We start from the raw sequence: 18,119 nt of genomic DNA on the forward strand, positions 1-18,119 counted from the left end.
ACATGAACGAACAACAGAAGTCAATCAATGTGTTTTTAGCCGATGACCACACGCTCATGCGTCAGGGACTTGCATCGCTCATCGAGAAAGAGTTGAATATGAAAATCGTCGGTCAGGCGGAGAACGGAAAGGAAGCGGTGGAGAAATGTTTGCAACTTCGTCCGCACGTTATTCTCATGGATATTTCCATGCCGGAGTTGAACGGCATTGAAGCGACTCGGCAAATTACACAAGCAATGCCCGATGCAAGAGTTATTGCGCTTTCGATGCATATTGACAAACGATACGTGACGGGAATGTTGATCGCCGGTGCAAAGGGTTACATGTTAAAACATTGTGCGGTTGACGAACTTGGAACTGCAATGGATACAGTACTGCGCGGGAAAATCTATCTCAGTCCTGAGATTACCGGAGTCGTGGTTGAGGATATTGTTGCTCAAGCAGATAAACAGAAAGAACATCAAACCGTTTTGCTGACTGCAAAAGAGCGTGAAGTTCTCCAACTCCTTGCTGAAGGAAATTCAAGCAAAGACATTGCAGAGAAACTGAACCTGAGTATTCACACCATTGATTCACACAGGAAGAACATCATGGATAAATTGCAAATGTTTTCGGTTGCTGAATTGACAAAATATGCTGTGAGGGAAGGGTTGACGGGGCTGGAATGAGACTTTGATAAGCTTGTTATTCTGAGTACATTCAGGCAATTAGAAGACCACAAATAGCAATTCTATTTTACTTCACAACAATTTCGGATAGATATTTCAAGAAAGGATAGCATTATGAAACACTTGTTTTTATTAGCGCTAATAATCTCCGTTTTGAATTATGAATCATGGGCTTGTACATGCGGAGAGAGGGAAACTCCCACAATAGCTTTAGCAAATAGCAATGCGGTATTTATCGGTAAGGTGATAAACGCAGAACTTGATACATTAGATATCCCTGGTTTTGGTGAACTCTATCGTATTACTTTTCTTGTCTCAGCATATTGGAAAGGTATTGACAACGACACTATTATTTTGAGAACAGCCTATGATGGAACTGCATGTGGGTATCCCTTTTATCAAGATGGAAGTTATTTAGTGTATGCATTAAATTTAGAATTTGGTTTGTTTACAAGTTCATGTAGTAGGACAATAGATTCATTTAATATGTCGGATGATATAGTTGAAATAGGTAATCCTATTCCATTAGAAGCATCTTTTGAAGGAGAGAACGAAACAAAGAGTTTTAGCAACTTCACACTAAACCAAAATTATCCCAATCCATTCAACTCTTCCACTATCTTTAATTATTTTTTGCCTAAGTCTGATTATGTAATATTAAAAGTTTACAGCGTCCTTGGTGAAGAAATTGCAACCGTTGTGAATGGCTTACAAAGTGGAGGGAATAAATCGGTAACGTTTGATGCAACAAATTTAGCAAGTGGAGTATATGTTTATCGTCTCTTCACTTCGACATATAGTGAAACGAAGAAAATGATTTATCTCAGATAACTCCGTGTTGTATCAGTTACCCTTTGTAGAATAATCGATGAATAAGTTGAAGATTTTCGTAAGCAGTGTGCAATCAGAATTTGCCGAAGAAAGGCAAATGCTGTATGATTATTTGACGACTGATGCTTTGCTGGGTCGTTTTTTTGAGCCATTTCTTTTTGAAAATCTTCCGGCAACAGACAGAGATGCTTCTACCGCCTATCTTGAACAGGTAAGACAAGCGGATGTTTACCTTGGTATTTTCGGAAAGAAATATGGCTACGAAAATAATGATGGAATTTCTCCCACTGAACTCGAATATCATCTTGCCTCATCAGAACATAAAACCCGTTTGATTTTTATTAGCCATGTAGCTGATAGTGAGAGACATCCAAAAGAAACATTACTCATCAAAAAAGCAGAAGATGCGGTCGTCAGGAAAAAGTTTAGCAGTACCGTTGAACTCAAGACCGCAATTTATGCTTCGCTCATAAATTTACTTGGTGAAAAAGAACTCATTCGTTCCGGTCCGTTTGATGCTAGCATGTGCAAAAGCGCTACTGTAGCAGATTTGGATACAGAGAGAATAACATGGTTTGTAAAAGAAGCTCAGGCAAAAAGAGGGTTCCCGCTTTCTTCCACAGCTACAATGGAAAGCATACTTACTCACCTGAATCTTCTTCGTGACAATGGACTTGCAAATGCGGCTATTCTTTTATTCAGCAAAAAACTACAGCAATTTTTCATTACTGCTGAAATTCGTTGTGCGCTTTTTCATGGGAATGAAATCATGAAACCAATTCCGGCATACCAGGTTTATAAAGGTGATATTTTTGAGCAGGTCAATCAGGCTGTTGATTTTGTTTTGTCCCGGATCAACCTTTCAGTGGGTGACAGAAGCGCCTCAATAGATGTTCCAGTTACTTATGAAATTCCACGCTCAGCCGTAACAGAAGCAATTGTAAACGCAGTGGCACACCGTGATTACAACAGCACCGGCTCTGTGCAAGTCATGCTTTTCAGAAACCGTCTTGAAATTTGGAATCCCGGGCATTTGCCATTCAATCTAACAATCTCAAAACTCAAACAACCTCATCCGTCATACCCAGCCAATCCACTCATTGCAGAACCGCTTTATCTTGCTGGATATATTGAACGGATGGGAACCGGTATTCCAGATATGATTCAGTCTTGTTTGGCAGCAGGTCTTAAAGAACCTGATTTGGTTCAGGAAGAATCGTTTAAGGTAATTCTTTGGAGAAAACAGCAGGCTACCGACCAAGCTACTGGGGAAGTTGGTGGGGAAGTTGCTGGGGAAGTTGCTGGGGAAGTAGCGGAGACAGTAAAAAGGGTAGTTTTTGTTCTGAAAGGTTCTATGAAACGGGCAGAAATTCAAGAATTATTGCAACTGAAACATGATGATTTTTTCAGAGTCAGTTATATGTTACCCGCAATTGCCTCTAACTTTGTAGAAATGACTCTTCCTGAATCTCCTAATAGCCCAAAACAAAAATACCGGCTCACTTCAAAAGGTATAGCGTTGCAACAACAACTCAAAAAACAAAAGAAATAGCGCGGGCATAATTGGTAACACTAAATACGAATAGGCAGTCCGCAATAAAAATTCTTTTCATCACACTAACAATTTCCGTTCTTTTCCGTACACAAATCCGAAACTAACTAACTAATCCATTCATGAGCCGAATCTATATAGAGAGCAGGCTCACATTTAGGAATATTATGAACAAAACTCTAATTCTCATTACTCTGTTATTACTTGCAACAACCGTTTCGTTGGTTGCGCAGGATGAAGCGCGTTTGCTTCGTTTCCCAACAATCTATGGAAACCAAATCGTGTTCAGTTACGCAACTGATTTGTACACGGTTTCCGCTACGGGCGGCGTTGCACGAAAACTTACTAACGATGAAGGCGTAGAACTCTTTGCCCGATTTTCTCCCGACGGCAAGTGGCTCGCTTTCACCGGACAATACGACGGTAACACCGAAGTCTATCTGATGCCATCGCAAGGCGGCGTTCCCAAGCGGCTTACCTACACAGCAACGCTTGGTCGTGACGATGTCTCTGACAGAATGGGACCGAACAATCTCGTCATGGGATGGAAGCACGATAACAAAAGCATCGTCTTCCGTTCGCGCATGAAAGAGTTCAACGATTTCAAAGGACAACTCTATCTTGCATCGGTTGATGGCGGCTTGGTGGAAAATCTCCCGTTGCCCCGCGGCGGTTTCTGCTCGTACTCTCCCGACGACAAGAAACTCGCGTACAACCGAATCTTCCGCGAGTTCAGAACATGGAAACGATATCGCGGCGGCATGGCTGACGATATTTCCATTTATGATTTTGAAACAAAGAAGACTGAAAACATCACGAATAATCCTGCGCTCGACATTATCCCGATGTGGAGCGGCAATAAAATCTATTTCATCTCCGACCGTGACGAAGCAAAACGAATGAATTTGTATTCGTATGATTTGACATCGAAGGAGACGAAGCAACTCACGACGTTCAAGGATTATGACATCAAGTTCCCGTCGCTCGGTGATAAAGCAATTGCGTTTGAAAACGGCGGCTACATTTACAAGTTTGATTTGGCAACTGAGAAAACGGAGAAAGTTTCTATCAGGATTGATGATGATATGGTCGGAAGCCGCGGCGGAATTTTGAAAGTCAATGACCAAGTCACCAACTACGAAATTTCTCCCGACGGCAAGCGTGCATTGTTCGGCGCACGCGGTGATGTATTCACGGTTCCGGCAAAGAACGGAGTTGTTCGGAATATCACGTCAACGCCCGGCATCCATGAACGAAATTCAAAATGGTCCCCTGATGGAAAATGGATTGCGTACATCTCCGATGCAAGCGGTGAAGATGAAATTTATATAGAGCCGCAGGATGGAAGCGCGCCGCCAACACAACTCACAAAGAATGGTGATTCGTACAAATTTCAAATCTATTGGTCGAACGATAGCAAGAAGCTTTTGTGGGCTGATAGAAAACAACGCCTGCAATTTGTTGATGTTGATTCCAAAGACATAACGCTTGTTGCTGAATCCAAAGCATTTGAATTCAATCAATACGGATGGTCTCCGGATAGCAAATGGATAACGTACACGATGCCTGAGGTTGAGATGATGAATAAAGTGAATCTCTATTCGCTTGAGAGCGGAAAATCAACTGCAGTAACCGATGGTTGGTACGATGCTTCGCAGCCGGTCTTCAGTTCGGATGGAAAATATTTATTCTTTGTTTCAGACCGTGACTTCAACCCACTCTACAGCGCGACAGAATGGAATCATGCGTATCAGGATATGTCGAGAATTTATTTCCTAACGCTGGCGAAAGATACCGAGTCGCCATTCAAACCGAAGAGCGATGAAGTGTCAATCAAAGAAGAAAAGAAGGAAGAAAAGAAAGACGCGAAGGATAAGAAGGAGAAGAAAGATGAAGAGAAGAAAGAGGATAAAGTTGTTGTCAAAGTTGACCTTGACGGATTGAAAGACCGAATCGTTGGTTTGCCGATTCAAGCGGCGAATTACGGAAATGTGAATTCCGTCGGTAACACTCTTTACTACACAAGACGAGGAAGCAAAGATGAACAAACACAATTCATGATATATGATTTGAGCGAGCAGAAGGAAACCAATCTTGGTGAAATCGGCAGTTATGAAATTTCCGCTGACCAAAAGAAAATGCTTGTTTCGAAAGACCGTTCATATGCAATTATTGATTTGCCGAAATCGAAAATCGAAATGAAAGACAAACTCGATTTGAGCGGCATGGAAGTGAAACTCGACCGCAAAGGCGAGTGGAATCAAATCTATAACGAGTGCTGGCGGCAGATGCGTGATTTCTTCTACGACCCGAACATGCACGGTGTTGATTGGAAAGCCATGCAGAAAAAGTATGCACCGTTAGTTGAGTATGTAAGTCATCGTGTTGATTTAACCTACATCATCGGTGAAATGATTGGTGAATTAAATGTTGGTCATGCGTACGTCGGAGGCGGTGATTATCCCAAAGCACCGCGTGTTCCTCTTGGATTGCTTGGTGCGGAACTTGAGCGAGATGCCTCATCGAACTATTATCGCATCAAGAAAATTCTGAAAGGACAAAACTGGGAGAAGAGTAAGCGTTCTCCATTGACGGAGATTGGCGTCAATGTGAAAGAGGGCGATTACATTCTTGCTGTTGATGGAAAATCAACTAAGGAGATGAACAACATCTATGAAGCATTAGTAAACACAGCAGGCAAACAAGTGAAATTGAAAGTCAATTCGGATGCAAATGAAAAAGGGAGCCGTGATGTTGTTGTTATTCCGACAGACAATGAAGCGTCGCTCTATTACTATACGTGGGTACAAAACAACATCAGGAAAGTTGACGAAGCAACGAATGGAAAAGTCGGATACATTCATATTCCTGACATGGGCGTGAATGGTCTGAATGAGTTTGTCAAATATTTCTATCCGCAGTTGAAGAAGAAAGCGCTTATCATAGATGACCGCGGAAATGGTGGTGGAAATGTATCTCCTCAAATCGTCGAACGCTTACGGCGTGAAGTTGCAATGATTAGTATCGCGCGCAACACTGTTCCCACAACCGACCCCGACGCAATGGTCTGGGGACCGAAAGTTCTTCTTCTTGATGAGTTCTCTGCATCTGATGGAGATATTTTTCCGTATCGTTTCAAGAAATATAAACTTGGTAAACTCATCGGCAAGAGAAGTTGGGGCGGAGTTGTCGGGATTCGCGGCTCGCTTCCGTTGCTCGATGGAGGATTTCTGAACAGACCGGAGTTTTCGCGATTTGGTCTTGATGAACAGAATTGGATTATGGAAGGATATGGTGTTGACCCGGATATTGTTGTTGATAACGATCCGGCAAAAGAATATGCCGGAGTGGATGAGCAACTTACCAAAGCAATCGAGGTAATTCTTGAGGAACTCAAGACTCAAGAGAAGAAGTTGCCGCCTGTGCCGAAATATCCTGACAAACGGTAAAATATTTATTTATTGTTTTGATAAAGCCTCAGTCTGAAAAAGATTGGGGCTTTCTTCTTTTTGGGGTATGTACCGTCCTATAATATGTTGACACTGTAGGATGTAATATATGATTGCACAATATTTACGGTTGTTTTAGACTATGATGTTCGACAACAGATAGACAATTTTTTACAAAATCTATTGACATATTCATTCATGTTAATTATATTATGCCCGGTTTGACAATCATATTGATTGTGATTCTCAAATTTACTGAAGTAACATTAGTACTGAGGTACTATTGAGAAAATATCATTCTCTCCTCCGGTTCTTTCCTATCATTGTAGTGTTGTTCTTTTTACAGACTTGTAACAAGTAAAATAGTAGGCTACTATTTTTTCTGTATCGCTATGACATTATTGAGTCATAGATTACGTTAGAAGATAAATTCGTAGCACTCCATAATTTCTTTATTAAATATTTATTAAACAAAACAAAGGATAACACCTATGAAAAATTCTCATATTATTTTTTTGATGGTTGCAGTCGTTATTACTTTATTTAGTGGTGCATCACTGCTCCCTGCTCAAACTATCCAAGATAATCTTTGGGTTACGAACGGAGCTGTATATTCCACAGTTCGTACTGGTAACACAATTTACATCGGGGGACAATTCTCACAAGTAGGACCAGCAACAGGTTCTTGTGTCAACATTAATTCAAGTACAGGTATCCGAGATGCCGATTTTCCAAGATTCAACGGAACCGTGTATGCAGTTGTTGCAGATGGTTCCGGGGGGTGGTACATCGGTGGAAATTTTACGATGGTGGAAGCCACTGCACAAAAATATCTTGCACATATACTTTCCGATAACACTTTGGATGCAACGTGGTCTCCAAATCCAAATGGTTATGTAACAGAACTTGCATTATATGGTTCATACATTTATGTTGCCGGTCAATTTACAGTGATAGGCGGGCAATCAAGAACGAAGCTTGCTCAGATAGAACTTTCTACGGGCTTAGCGACTTCGTGGAATCCTTCACCAAGTAACACTGTATCATGTCTCAATATAAATAGTACCGGTACCACGCTATACGTTGGAGGTGCATTTACGACGATAAGTAGTTCAACGAGAAACCGTATTGCTTCCTATTCAATTCCTTCGGGGAGTTTAAGTAGCTGGAATCCTACTGCAACGGGCTCTGTTTCTGCCATTGAAATATCCACATCAACAGTATATGTGGGTGGAAATTTTACTACGATAGGAGGACAGCCAAGGAATTATATTGCTGAACTTGATGCTTCAACAGGAAATGCAACAACATGGAATCCGAATGCAAACAGTTCCGTAGTAGCGTTAGCAAAAAGTGGAAATTATGTCTATGCAGGAGGATATTTTACAACCATGGGAGGTAATACGGTACATTATTTTGCACGTATTAATACAACTTCGGGTTATGCTTCTAGTTATGCAAATCCAAATGACTACGTGTACACAATAACAGTATCCGGTGCAAAATTGTATGTCGGGGGAGGGTTCACTACTATCGGAGGCGAATCGAGAAGGTATATAGCGGCACTCGATATTGATGGTCAGATTGCTACATCGTGGAGTCCGAGTTTGAACGGCTCGGTCAGGACAATTGCATTAAATGGAACCGATGTTTGTACCGGCGGTACTTTTTCCAGTATGGGAGGAGTCCAAAGATATGGACTCGCGGCAATTGATGCTTTGAGTGGTGAAGCGACAGAATGGAATCCGGAAACGAATGGATATATCTTAAGTATGGCACTCTCTGGAAATACTCTCTATATAGGTGGTCAGTTTTCAAGCGTTGGCGGAGAATATAGAAATTCCCTTGCCGCCGTTGATGCATCAACGGGAAGTGTATCAAGTTGGAATCCGAATGTCGAAGGTGAAGTTTGGACGATGCTCTTATCAGGAACAAATCTATTTCTTGGTGGAGATTTTTACACCATAGGGGGAGTAGCAAGACAATTTCTTGCTTCTGTTGATGCAACTACAGGTAACCCAACTAGTTGGAATCCAACATTGGACGGTTCCGCACGGGCATTACTTCTTTCCGGTTCAACACTCTACATAGGTGGAGAATTTACCACGATAAATTCTCAGGTCAGACAGTTTCTTGCCGCATTTGATGTCGGTACAAGTTCATTGAAAAGTTGGAATCCAGCTGCTGATGGTCCCGTTTATGCACTTGCCTTGTCAGGCAATACAGTGTATGTCGGAGGAGATTTTTTGACTATCGGTTCCCAGACAAGACAATTCGTGGGAGCGATAGATGGCAGTACGGGCGACCCGACAGCATGGAATCCTATGTCAGATGTTACCGTTCGTTCGTTGGCTATCTCAGGAAATAATGTTTATGCTGGCGGTGATTTTGGAGTGATAGGAGGACAAACACGATATGGCTTGGCATGTCTTGATGGTACAACGGGAAATGCGACAACATGGAATCCAAGTAATGATTACGCGTCGTTATTTTCAATTGTTTTATATGGACAAACTGTATATATCGGAGGTGAATTTTGGAGTATGGCAAATTCTTCGCATGCATATTTCGCAGGCATATCCGATACAAGTATGTCGTTCTCAGGAACATCTGCGGTTAAGTACAGAACATTCACCCCTGATACTTTAGGATATATTTATTATCAGAAGCCTGCAACGCGTCCGAAATATCCGAACACTGCGAATGTCATCTATGAAACGTATAAGCGAATGCCAACAGCCCTCTTACGTGTTGGAAAACCCGGTCAATACAATCTGGGGCTAAAAGAAAAAGCCTATGTCCAACCCAAAGCCTATACGGACGTATTGAAAACATTGCTTAAAGGAACTACGATTCATACCGGGACTGCTCGAGGATTAGATTTTGATAACAAAAATGCTCTTTTAGTCAAAAAATATCTTTCACTGGATCCGGTGAAACACAACAATACCCTGTTAGCAAATTTAATGGCTCTCCAAGTAAATATTGCAGCAAGCGATACCGGAGTAACACCCTATGGTTTTGCTGACCTTGTGTACGATGAAGGAAGCGGTAATCCATTGAGTGGTATGACAATGGATGAGATTGCAGAGTATGCAAATAATCTTATGTCAAATTATGAATATCAACCGTTGAGCGTCTATGAAAATATTGATACAACGGTTAATAAAATAAATGAAGCATTTTCCGGAACGTTTGATACGACTTCATGGATAGTTGGGACTAAACTGAGAGTTAAGGGGACTAAAGAACTTGGAAGGGTAGCATTTCTAAGAACAAGCACTGTCTCACGTTCAAGAATAATTCCGACGGCATCGTATGAGGATATGCTACCATCAATGTATTCGTTAAGGCAGAACTATCCCAATCCCTTCAACCCGACAACGACTATACAATTCGAGTTAGGACAGAATTCACTTGTAACGCTAAAGATATATAACATGCTCGGACAAGAAGTGGCGACATTATTAGACCGTGATGAAATGTATGAAGGACAACGCGAGGTAACATTCAATGGAAAAGAATTAGCTTCGGGTGTGTACTTCTATCGGCTTGTTGCCGAAGGTATTTCGGAGAATAGTGAAGAAAGTCAGTCGAAGAACTTTATTGAAACGAAAAAAATGGTTCTGGTAAAATAGTGCCACGAATTGAAACACATCACTAAATAATGAAAACAGATGAGCCTCAGTTTTATTAACTGGGGCTTTTTTATTAGTAACTGATGTTACGCAAGCATGTAATTTCAAGGAAAAAATCCTAAATCATAATATCGAAACCCTAAACAAATTCTAATCTCGAATGTTCAAACTTCAAATTCACCTTAAAACAGAGGTTTAGTTTTTTGAATTTTGGATTTGTTTAGTTTTTCGTATTTCGATATTAGGATTTTTGACGTCAAACAACGGTGTTGCGTAACTTCAGTTAGTAATGTTGTGATGAGGTTGAATTTTCAATCCCAAATGAATATCTTACACCATGAAACAGAGATTCTGTGGATGTAGTGATTCTCGGTATGTGATGAAGTACGTGTTGTTCTTCATCGTCTCATGTGTGCGTTTGTTCGCACAGGAGCCGCTTTTCACAGAAGATTGGAGATGGTCTCACTTTACGACAAAATCCGGGTTGCCGTCGAACAATGTGTTACAGATTTTTGAAACAGAAGATAGTACGATCTGGGTGAACACCACCGAAGGGATAGCATGGTTTGATGGTTATGAGTTTAATAAAGTTCTTCTTCCCAATCGGAAAGATAGTTATCAATCATTTATCAGGTCGGTACGGGGAGAGAACTTAGTAGTGTTCTCGATGAAATCTGTTTTTTGGGGAAATAAAAACGGATTCAGGGAGATACGCGAACTTCAACAAACACAATTTATGGAGGCGGTGCAAAACAACACATTGTTGTTTTTGAAAAATGATTCCATTTTCAGTTATACACAGGGGGAAATTTCTGTCCCCTTAATTATTCCCGGCTATTTTCAAGGTACGGTGTCTGAGTTTGGAAAAGTGAAGAATGGAAGTCTCTGGCTGAAAAGTACAATGGGAATTTATAAACTCCGGGATACAGTATGGCAGTTACTGCTTCCCTCCCCGGAAGGAATTTTTATCATCAACGGGATAGAAGAAAATTCGGCAGGGTATGGGGCGCTTGCAATCGTCAATCCGTTGAGTCATCAGGGACTCTGGGAATGGAATAAGAGTGTACGCCCGACACTTTACATGAGTACCGATGCGACATTTACCAATTCATTCGATATTGATTTGAACGGCAATATTATTACGGTCGAAAAAAATAATGAGATACGAATCAAACAGATTGGAAAATGGAAGTCGTATTCACGATTGAATCCCCTCATGAAAAATCCCCGAAGCGTTTTTATCTCGAACCATAATGATGTTTGGTTCGGCGGGGAAAACGGCATGTTTGTGTATAAAGTTCAGCAATCCCGGTGGAACTTATTGGGACATCCATCCATGATGAAGAGAAACATGGTGAATGAGATTGTTATCATGCCCGATGAACAAATCTGGCTTGCGACCGCCGATGGAATAGAAATTCTCGGACCGGGCAATCGAAGAAAATGGATTCGGAATGTTTTAGGAAAAAGTATCGCCGGGGTAACAGGGATGGACGTTGATGAGAAGGGAAATGTCTGGATATCGAGCGGCTCAGCGTTTAGCGGCTTATATCAATGGAACGGAAAAAAATGGAAGCACCATCCTGTAACCGGCAGCCAGACGGAAATCTATTTTCATAAGATTACAAAAGATAGACAACAACAATTATGGTTTCTGCCTTTGTCAGCAAGAGAAAATTCGTATTACAAAAAACTTACTCCCTATCGCTTAGTGAACGATACAATAAAACCATGGACGGAAATTGCAGGCAAAGAAAAATTACGGCTCTACTCGTTTGTCGAAGATGCTCATGGCGGAAAATGGTTCGGCACGATTACGGGATTGCAACGTTGGAAAGAAGGTACTATCGGACTGTGGGAAGTATTATATTCGAATTTGAAAAAACCCAGAATTTTTACACTGGCATATGGACCTAACGATAATATTTGGTTTGGTGACCAGGACGGCGGCGGCGGATTAGGATATGTTAACCAAAAAGATTCTATCGGATATTTTACTTCGCGTGATGGGTTGGTCAATGATAATATCTGGGACCTCGTGGTTGATTCATCCGGCGTACTCTGGATTGCGACGGAACGCGGGCTTGGCAGTTATAATCAGGGGGAGTGGAGAATCTATGATGAACGGAGCGGGTTGAAGTACCCGTTCATTTGGCCCATCGTTCCCCGGAGCGAGAAAGTGTATGTCGGCACGCTGGGAGGCGGACTTGCAATTCTTGACAGAACGATTCCAATTCCTCCTTCTCCGAGAATCAAGTTAGAAGAGCCGATAATTGAAGAAGCGAAAACTACCATTCAATGGAAGGCGCTTGCTTTTAATGGAGAGTTGCCTCCCGATGAGGTACAGACACGGTACCGGCTGAACGATGAAGAATGGTCGGCATGGAATACGCAACGAAGCATTACGTACCAGAAACTAGAACCGGGGAATTATCATTTTTATCTGCAGGCGCGTGGTGTGTTCGGACAGTACGACACACCCGGGAAGCAGGTATTCTTTACAATCCAACCTCCGCTCCTTAAACGCCCGGTATTCTTTCTCCCGATTGGAACGCTTTCATTATTGAGTATCATTTTTGCAGTCAGTTATTTTGTCCGCAGAAGAAAATCGGAAGCGGCGCTCAGGCGAAGCGAAGAACGATTTCGTACGATTACCGAAACCTCGCATTCGGCAATTTTTATTTTTGCCGATTCACGACTGTTGTTTGTCAACAGCGAAGCATGTCGTTTGACAAAGTTTACGGAAGATGAACTTCTCCGGAAATCGTTCATGCAACTACTTGCTACCGATGAACAGCAATCCAATGATAGCGGAATTGCAAGAATGAAATACCGGGGCGATTCCATCAAACGCTTTGAAGGAAAAATTCATTGCGCCGATGGTTCCGACAGATGGGCGGATTTTATTCTCGGTTCCATTACCTTTGAAGGAAAAGAGGCGACCATTGCTACCGCATTCGATATTACGGAGAGAAAACAATCCGTTGTTCAGTTGATGAAATACCAACACGAACTGAGAACGTTGACAGCACAACTTTCAATTTCCGAAGAACAGGAACGAAGAAAGATGGCAACGTATCTCCACGATTCCATCGGGGCGACGCTCGCATTTTGTAAAATTAAACTCGGCGAACTGCAAGCCGGTATTTCTTCCGACACCAATCTGAGCGTGTTCAAAGAAATACGGGAGATGCTTACCCGCGCAATTCAGGATACCCGCTCACTGACGGTTGAATTGAGTCCGCCCATTCTATATGAATTAGGACTTGTTCAGGCGCTTGAGTGGCTCGTTGAGAAAATGATGACGGAACATCGTATTCAATTTGAATTCCACGATGATAAAGAGCCGAAGCCGCTCGAAGACGAAGTAAAGGTAATGCTCTTCCATGCTGTCCGGGAACTCTTGGTCAACATCATCAAACACGCACGGGCGACACGCGTTACAGTCACCACGCAATGTAAGGGACATCATCTTGAAATTTCCGTTCACGACAACGGCGTCGGGTTTGACAGTACACAGGTTCTCGATGCGGCTCGTTCCAAATCGTGGAGAACATCAAAGATGGGATTCGGAATTTTCAATATCCGTGAGCGCATTTCACACATCGGCGGTGAAACAATCATCCAATCCCGAACAACAGCAGAGAACAAACGCGGAACGACGATTCGGTTACTCATCCCGCTTTCACTACATTCCATCGGTGAATATTCCTGATTGACCCTTATGAAAAATTATCGTATCATTGTACCATGAATACTAAAATACTCCTTGTGGATGACCACCTGATTTTACGGGAAGGTCTTCGTAGCATGTTATCGAAACAACCCGATTTTGAAATTATCGGGGAAGCGGAAAACGGAACGCTCGCCATTGAACAAGCCGAGAAGTTACATCCGCATGTCATCGTGATGGATGTATCCCTTCCCGATATTAACGGAATCGAAGCGACGAAAACAATACTTTCATTCAGCCCGGCAACGAAAATCATTGCTCTCTCGATGCATTCCGAAAAACGATTTGTCATGAATATGCTTCGTGCAGGCGCCTCCGGTTACTTACTGAAAGATTGCGCGTTCGAAGAATTGATTTCAGCAATTCGATTCGTGTTGACGGGAAATCTCTACATCAGTCCAACGCTCGGGAGCGAGATTATTAAAGATTACCTGAAACAAATTTCTCACCTGCCGGATGATGAAATAGATGTTCTTACACCGAAGGAACGGGAAATTCTCAAACTTCTTGCTTCCGGGAAAGCCCTGAAAGAAATTGCCTACGATTTGAACATCAGTGTGAAGACTGCGGAAACGCATCGCCAGCACATCACGGAAAAATTGGGGATTTACACCACAGCCGAGTTGACGCAATACGCTATCGTGAAGGGCGTTATCGTGTTGGGAAAATAACCCCCGCTCCGATTTTTTCTTTCTCCCGGCTGATTTTCATCAGGGTTTTCGGAAACGTTCCTCTTGAAAATTCAGTTTTCCATCAGGGAATTCCTGATAGAACATGTCAGTTATATCAGGGAAACCCTGACATACCGTATCAGGAATTTCCCTATTGACTCACCCTCGCACACATTGTATATTGTACCAACTTCTTTCGGTAGTTTTCATTTGCCGTGGATACGTGGATTAAGTTAAGATTCAATTGTTGCACGTTCAGGAGGAACACAGTGTAACAGGAAGTTGGAACAAAAGTACCTCACAAGCGAATGAAAATTCATTCTCCTGTTCGACAGGAGGTCGAAGCAGGAGAAACCGGAAGCAGGAATTCGTCAAAAATACAACCCGCTCATTCAGGAGGAAGAGCGGGTTTATTTTTTTTGAGCGTGTTGCCGAATATCGAAAAGTGTCTTTGCGAGGAGCGAAGCGACGAAGCAATCCCGCATTCCACTCTACTTTCAATAGTGAGATTGCTTTGCTGCGCTCGCAATGACCATTCGGCAACATGCTTTTATGGTTGAATGAGAGTGAAATTACCACTAAAAACAGGCAGTTCTGTTTGTCTATTCAATGATTTTTTACTACACTTACACAGCGAGGATGTCTGAAGTGTGCTGTTATGGGCTGTATGGACGCACACACAACTCCCACTCTCAAAAGATTCTTAAAATTATTCAATCAATTTTTTTGAAAGGATGCAAGATGGGCAACAACATCATTCAACAACAAACGGGGGCAAATGGCATACGGGAGGACGAACAACAACACAAACCAACGGTTTGGATTGTCGAGGATGAGTTATCGTGTAGAACGATCTTTCAGGAAGTTGTCAACAGTTCTGAACACTATGTTTGTCCTTGCGCGTTCGAGTCGTGCGAGGAAGCATTTGAGAGGTTGGAGGGAGAGAAACCTCCGCGTTTTTTCGTTTTAGATTTGCACTTTGGAAAGAATATGAATGGGCTTGAGTTGCTGGAGGTAATCCGGAAAAAGATGCCGGAGACAAAAGTTCTTGTCATCACGGGCGATAAAACACCGGCGACGATGAATACTGCTATTCAACGCGGCGCGGCAGGGTACTTGGTCAAGATAATTGATCTCGAGGAAATAATTCTCTCGCTCGATGAAATTGCAGGAGGAAAAATTCCGATAAGCGCAGAGATGGCGCGGCACGCGCTCCACCTCGTTCCCGAACCTCTCGATGAAAAAGAGAAGCAGTCCCTGACGCCACAGGAGAAAATTCTGTTACCCTATTTTACACAGGGGAAGAGCGACAAAGAAATTGCCGATGAACTGTATCGCTCACCCGACACCGTGCATACCCACCGGAAGCATGTGTATAAAAAATTGGGTGTACACGGAATCAAAGATTTTATCATAAAAATGTTTACAAAAAAACCGAAAAGAAAAAAATACCCTAAGTAGGGTATTGACTTTCTTTTGAGTTATTGTTACTTTGTTTTTGTATTTGTTACGTGGAAAGTGAGTACAAAAATTTAATTAACTTTTTTCGAGCGTCAATAAATTATATGGACTACAAACAATCAATCAATCATATTACTGTTTTCCTGTTTCGTGTGGGAGTCGGTGTGTTGTTTGTTGTTGCAGGGATTACAAAATTAGCAGACACAAAAACATTTGCACAAACGATACAAGAATTTGGAATTACAGGCGATTCGATTAGTACTATCATTTCCTACACATTTCCTATCATTGAACTTATATCAGGGATAGGTATGATAGTTGGGCTGGGTGTTCGATATTCAAGTGCGATAACCATGCTCTTATTACTCATCTTTATCACTCTCATTATACCGATTATTGCTGTTGGTAAAACTGTGAACTGTGGATGTTTCGGCGCCATGAGCAGTGATTCTGTTGATATGATGTTACTACTTCGTGATGGAGTGTTGTTTGGTCTTACACTTGTAGTTTTTAACTATCGCTATCATATTCTAAGTATAGATAGCTTACTTATTTCTGTAAAGGATTAATAACGATGCAATTTTTTGGGAAAACATTTCGATGGTCACAAGTGGCTTTAACTGCATTGATAGGATTTCTATCTATTGAAATCATACTTTTAACACTTCAAAACCGTGAACTAAAAACACAATTGGCAGAGGCTATCTCTAAACCATCCCCTCAAGAAATACTGAAAGTCGGGGAAAGAGTAGACCCTTTTTATGCTGCTACCTTGAATGGGACAACGAAAGAATTTCAATATGATGATACGACAAAAAAATATCTTCTCTTTATCTTTTCGACTACTTGTTCATATTGTGAAAAGAATTTAAGTAATTGGAAAAGTATTGAACAGTCACTTCAAAATAGTACGATGAAAATATCATGGCTTTCAACGCATCCGATAGATAAAACCGTAGACTATGCTGCCAAAAATCAACTCACAACGGAGGTATGTGTAGTTGACACTGTTTTTGCAAGAAAATATAAAGTGTACGGAGTTCCATTAACAATTTTAATTAACAGTCAAGGGAACGTTGAAAAAGTTTGGAGAGGTCTTTTGAAAGAAGAGGATGTACTAGAAATGAAGTCATTGGTGGGAGTTGCGTAATCTTCTAACGATAATGTTACTTCTTTAAGAACAGTTTTTTGTAAGTAAGATACTAATAATAATTCACGAGTCAATTCTAAGAAGTTGTTTTATGAAAAAATGTATCAATAACAAAATGATATTGAGACATTATAAACAATACTCGACTTTTTAGAGTAGGCTCATTCACTATTTCAAAAATCAAATTTCAAGGAGTATTTCCATGAAAAATATTAGAAAAGTTTCATTACTGTACATAGCAGTAGTGACCATTGCACTTTTGGGTATGCTTCAACTTTTCCACGAGGAAAGTTATGCCATTCCAACCTGTTCAAGTATTTGGGAGCCGTGGTGTGCCATCGGCGGTCAGGCAGGTTGGTGTCCCGATATCAACCAACCTGGTCCAAATTGTGTTGACAATTGCGGTTACATTGTCAATATCTGTCAATATTGCTTAGACCAATGCAACGGGCCGATCGACCCACGATAATCTTCATAAAAGAATGAAGGGAAACCGGTGCATTATATACATTGCACCGGTTTTTTTATTTTTAATAATTGCATCTCATCCCCACGCTCCCTATCATTTATCAGCGTGGGAATGTAAGCCCGAATGCTCCGCGTCCTTCATAAAACTATTTTCCAATTCATCCTGTCCACGATTATCAATCAGTTCCAACTTTTCTCGAATATTGAGTTAGTACCGATGAAAACGAACTCAAATCGCCCCTCCATCAAAAACAATCCGTTTTCGCCTGTTTCCCGTCCGTAATTGAATTCCGGACGTCCGTAACTCCGCCACGGACTCCCGTAACTCCGCCACGGACTCCCGTAACTCCGCCACGGACTCCCGTACCTGTGCCACGGACTCCCGTAGCCATGCCACGGACACCCGTAGCCGTACCACGGACACCCGTAGCCGTACCACGGACACCCGGAGCCGTACCACGGACACCCGTAGCCGTACCACGGACACCCGTAGCCGTA

Annotated in this window: 11 protein-coding genes; 10 read left to right on the forward strand and 1 reads right to left on the reverse strand. The window is 41.9% G+C overall.

The window, feature by feature from the left end; translation table 11 throughout:
- The first annotated feature begins 2 nt into the window (after positions 1-2).
- The 10 genes from HY960_04925 (at position 3) to HY960_04970 (ending at position 17,153) form a co-directional block, all read left to right on the forward strand.
- Positions 3-668 carry a response regulator transcription factor gene (locus HY960_04925; GenBank protein MBI5215074.1) on the forward strand — a complete coding sequence of 222 codons (666 nt, stop codon included), beginning with the start codon at positions 3-5 and terminating at the stop codon, positions 666-668.
- A 114-nt stretch (positions 669-782) separates the two neighbouring features.
- Complete coding sequence (locus HY960_04930; GenBank protein ID MBI5215075.1) at positions 783-1,499, forward strand: T9SS type A sorting domain-containing protein; 717 nt, start codon at positions 783-785, stop codon at positions 1,497-1,499.
- Positions 1,500-1,536: 37 nt separating this feature from the next.
- Complete coding sequence (locus HY960_04935) at positions 1,537-3,051, forward strand: DUF4062 domain-containing protein (GenBank protein MBI5215076.1); 1,515 nt, start codon at positions 1,537-1,539, stop codon at positions 3,049-3,051.
- Between the two features lie 167 nt (positions 3,052-3,218).
- Positions 3,219-6,500, forward strand: a complete 3,282-nt coding sequence (locus HY960_04940) for a PD40 domain-containing protein (GenBank protein MBI5215077.1) — start codon at positions 3,219-3,221, stop codon at positions 6,498-6,500.
- 491 nt (positions 6,501-6,991) lie between these two features.
- On the forward strand, positions 6,992-10,138 hold the full coding sequence (locus HY960_04945; protein ID MBI5215078.1) for a T9SS type A sorting domain-containing protein: 3,147 nt from the start codon (positions 6,992-6,994) through the stop codon (positions 10,136-10,138).
- A 337-nt stretch (positions 10,139-10,475) separates the two neighbouring features.
- Positions 10,476-13,853, forward strand: a complete 3,378-nt coding sequence (locus HY960_04950) for a PAS domain S-box protein (protein MBI5215079.1) — start codon at positions 10,476-10,478, stop codon at positions 13,851-13,853.
- A 35-nt stretch (positions 13,854-13,888) separates the two neighbouring features.
- Complete coding sequence (locus HY960_04955; protein MBI5215080.1) at positions 13,889-14,542, forward strand: response regulator transcription factor; 654 nt, start codon at positions 13,889-13,891, stop codon at positions 14,540-14,542.
- 741 nt (positions 14,543-15,283) lie between these two features.
- A complete protein-coding gene (locus tag HY960_04960; protein MBI5215081.1) occupies positions 15,284-16,003 on the forward strand; it encodes a response regulator transcription factor in 720 nt (239 codons plus the stop codon).
- Positions 16,004-16,107: 104 nt separating this feature from the next.
- Positions 16,108-16,572 (forward strand): DoxX family membrane protein, encoded by a 465-nt coding sequence (locus HY960_04965; GenBank protein MBI5215082.1) that lies wholly within the window; start codon positions 16,108-16,110, stop codon positions 16,570-16,572.
- A 5-nt stretch (positions 16,573-16,577) separates the two neighbouring features.
- Complete coding sequence (locus HY960_04970) at positions 16,578-17,153, forward strand: thioredoxin family protein (protein ID MBI5215083.1); 576 nt, start codon at positions 16,578-16,580, stop codon at positions 17,151-17,153.
- A 713-nt stretch (positions 17,154-17,866) separates the two neighbouring features.
- Here the strand turns inward: HY960_04970 and HY960_04975 are convergent.
- A partial coding sequence (locus tag HY960_04975; GenBank protein ID MBI5215084.1) for a hypothetical protein occupies positions 17,867-18,119 on the reverse strand: 253 nt, incomplete at its 5' end.

The sequence above is a fragment of the Ignavibacteriota bacterium genome (genome assembly GCA_016212665.1).
Taxonomy (GTDB): Bacteria; Bacteroidota; Ignavibacteria; order UBA10030; family SZUA-254; genus FW602-bin19.

Excerpts from the sequence above, each read along its gene's own strand:
- HY960_04925 (MBI5215074.1), top strand. The coding sequence starts at position 3 with ATGAACGAACAACAGAAGTCAATCAATGTGTTTTTAGCCGATGACCAC.
- HY960_04930 (MBI5215075.1), top strand. The coding sequence starts at position 783 with ATGAAACACTTGTTTTTATTAGCGCTAATAATCTCCGTTTTGAATTAT.
- HY960_04935 (MBI5215076.1), top strand. The coding sequence starts at position 1,537 with ATGAATAAGTTGAAGATTTTCGTAAGCAGTGTGCAATCAGAATTTGCC.
- HY960_04940 (MBI5215077.1), top strand. The coding sequence starts at position 3,219 with ATGAACAAAACTCTAATTCTCATTACTCTGTTATTACTTGCAACAACC.
- HY960_04945 (MBI5215078.1), top strand. The coding sequence starts at position 6,992 with ATGAAAAATTCTCATATTATTTTTTTGATGGTTGCAGTCGTTATTACT.
- HY960_04950 (MBI5215079.1), top strand. The coding sequence starts at position 10,476 with ATGAAACAGAGATTCTGTGGATGTAGTGATTCTCGGTATGTGATGAAG.
- HY960_04955 (MBI5215080.1), top strand. The coding sequence starts at position 13,889 with ATGAATACTAAAATACTCCTTGTGGATGACCACCTGATTTTACGGGAA.
- HY960_04960 (MBI5215081.1), top strand. The coding sequence starts at position 15,284 with ATGGGCAACAACATCATTCAACAACAAACGGGGGCAAATGGCATACGG.
- HY960_04965 (MBI5215082.1), top strand. The coding sequence starts at position 16,108 with ATGGACTACAAACAATCAATCAATCATATTACTGTTTTCCTGTTTCGT.
- HY960_04970 (MBI5215083.1), top strand. The coding sequence starts at position 16,578 with ATGCAATTTTTTGGGAAAACATTTCGATGGTCACAAGTGGCTTTAACT.